Genomic DNA, 2,320 nt, shown 5'->3' on the forward strand with positions numbered 1-2,320 from the left:
GGGCCGGGGGGATCGCCGGAGCTTCCCGGTTCCACCGGTTCCGAGGGGTCGGTGGGGGCGGCGGGACCGGTCGGCGCGGTCGCGTGGCCGTCCTGCCCGTCGCCGGGCTCCCCGGTAGCACCGCCCCGGGGCGGTTCCCCGTCCTCCTCCAACGGGCGGATCCGCAGTCCCGTGAGGCCGTTCCCCTCCCCGCTGAGCCGTACCCGCACCTGTACCCGCGCGACCTCGTGCGGCAGCGTCACCCGCCCGTCCCCGACGGGGTGCCACTCGGTCCAGGCCCCGCCGGTCCGGTCGCCGCGCAGTTCCGTGGTCACCTCCCCCGGACCGCCGTCCGTCCGCACCCGCACGTCCACGGTGGCGGCCGGGGCCTCCAGCGGCTGCGGGGGAAAGACCGCCAGACCGCCGCGCCGGGGCTCCGGATCCCAGCGGGCCACGGGCCCGCGGCCCGCGTCACCGTCCAGGCGCAGCGTTCCGGACTCCAGGACCAGGCCGATCCGGTCGGCGGAACCCGGTTCCTGGCGCAGCCAGCCCTCCTCCGCGAGCGCCGGGACCGGGGCCGGGGGCGCGAGGAGCACGAGAGCGCCCAGGGACGCCAGGGTCTTCGCGGTGCTTCTGGCGCGCTCGCGCCTCGTGTGGAACATTCCCGCCCTGCCAAACACGTGGAGTTACCAGAATGAACACTTCCAGTAAGCAATCCGGCGCGAACGCACTCAAGCAGCCCGTGTCGGGTGTCGGCCTCACAGCGGTAAAAGTCCGACTCGGGAACACGGTGGGATCTGTTCCGGGAACGGGCACGGCCCGGCTCCCGGTGGCCTCGGACGCCGACCCGGCAGCACCCGCACCGGCCCCGCCGCGGGTGCGGGGAGCGGTGTTCTAGGCGAAGGCCAGCAGGCAGGCGGTGAACCCGTGCACGTGGTTGACCCCGCCGACCGGGCCGATCTCGCCAGCGGCGAAGAACCCGGCGACGGCATCGACGCCGAGGACGCGGTGGACGGCCAGGACGTCGTGGTCGGACTGCGGGAAGAGGGAGGACCCGCGGCCGTTGCAGGAGAAGAGCAGACCGGCGCCGACGGGGTGTTCGGCGCCGAAGTCGCTGAGGCGGCGGGCCAGGTCCTCGTCCGCGGTACCGGCGTCGCGGACCTGGAAGCGGACGGTCTGGCCGACCTCGACCATGTCGTCGATGGTGAGGGCGCCGAGTTCGGGGTCGGCTCCGGCCAGGGTGCGGATGAGGAAGTCGCCCTGCTCGTGGCGGTCGACGTACTCGTCCATGGCGATGCCGATGTGCAGGCCGTGCTCGGCGAGTTCGCGGTCCTCCTCGGAGAGGGACTCGACCAGCTCCTCCAGCTTCTCGTAGGCGTTGGTGCCCGCGAGTTCGAGCAGGAGGTTGCCCTCGGCCTTGGTGACGGTCATGGGCGAGCCGATGGGGCGGCAGCCCTGGCTCACGACGGTGCCGAGGACGTTCTCGCCGCCGACGAGGACGCCGATGGCGCCGTGCTCGGCCACCTCGCCGTCGCAGAAGAGCCGTACCGACTCCTCACCGCGCATGCCGTCGGCCATGCCGCCGACGAGGGGCAGGCCGCCGAGGGCCTCGGTGGACTCGCGGACGAAGGCCTGGGTGGGGAACTCGTAGGGGTTGGTGAGCAGGATGGCCACGCTGTCGCGGGGGCCGGGCTCCTGCATGCCGATGACGGCCAGGTGGTCGTCCTCGACCACGGTGTCCAGTCGGAACGGTGTGATCTCCACGCCGGGCAGACCGGCGCACCACACGCTGACCGAGCCCTGGCCCTCGACGCTGCGGCCGCCGCCGATGACCCCGGTGGAACTGCATCCGAGGGTGGCCGCGTCGCCCGCCAGCTCCATGACGCGCTTGCCCGCGAGGGTGACCTCCTCGGGGTCGGCGCCGCAGACGAAGAAGCACACCAGGTCGGTAGGGCCGTCCACCTGTTCCAGGGCACTCAGTACGGCGCGCTCGGCCGCGTTCACGAGGTCGGCCCCCGTCGTCAGTGCATCGCCGAACCGTGCCACCAGCTGCCACCCCCGGTCTCGCCGGCCGTCGCGGCCGGACGCAGGACTCCACCGTCGCGTCCCATTCTTCCACCTCGGCGTCGAACAGGAGGTTTTCCGGTGAACTGACACGGACTCCGACAGCGGTGCGGCGTGCGGGCAGCACGATGCGGCCGGAGCCCCTGGGCCCCCTTGTATCCAGGAAACAGCACGCCAACCCCGGAAACCAGACGCTCCTTGACGGCTGTGGATAGGTTCGTGGGGTGAGCGCCCTTCCCGAAGCCCCCTCCCCCGCCCCGCCCCCGCTCCCGCGCAC

At 72.9% G+C, this 2,320-nt stretch carries 1 protein-coding gene and 1 pseudogene; both read right to left on the minus strand.

Annotated elements, in window-relative coordinates; all coding sequences use genetic code 11:
* Positions 1–641 (minus strand): annotated as a pseudogene (locus DQW06_RS22040) (hypothetical protein); the annotation flags it as partial.
* Positions 642–873: 232 nt separating this feature from the next.
* Positions 874–2,025 carry an FIST N-terminal domain-containing protein gene (locus DQW06_RS22045; RefSeq protein ID WP_013151149.1) on the minus strand — a complete coding sequence of 384 codons (1,152 nt, stop codon included), beginning with the start codon at positions 2,023–2,025 and terminating at the stop codon, positions 874–876.
* Between the last annotated feature and the right edge of the window lie 295 nt (positions 2,026–2,320).

This window comes from Nocardiopsis sp. TNDT3, assembly GCF_003427465.1.
GTDB lineage: Bacteria > Actinomycetota > Actinomycetes > Streptosporangiales > Streptosporangiaceae > Nocardiopsis > Nocardiopsis dassonvillei.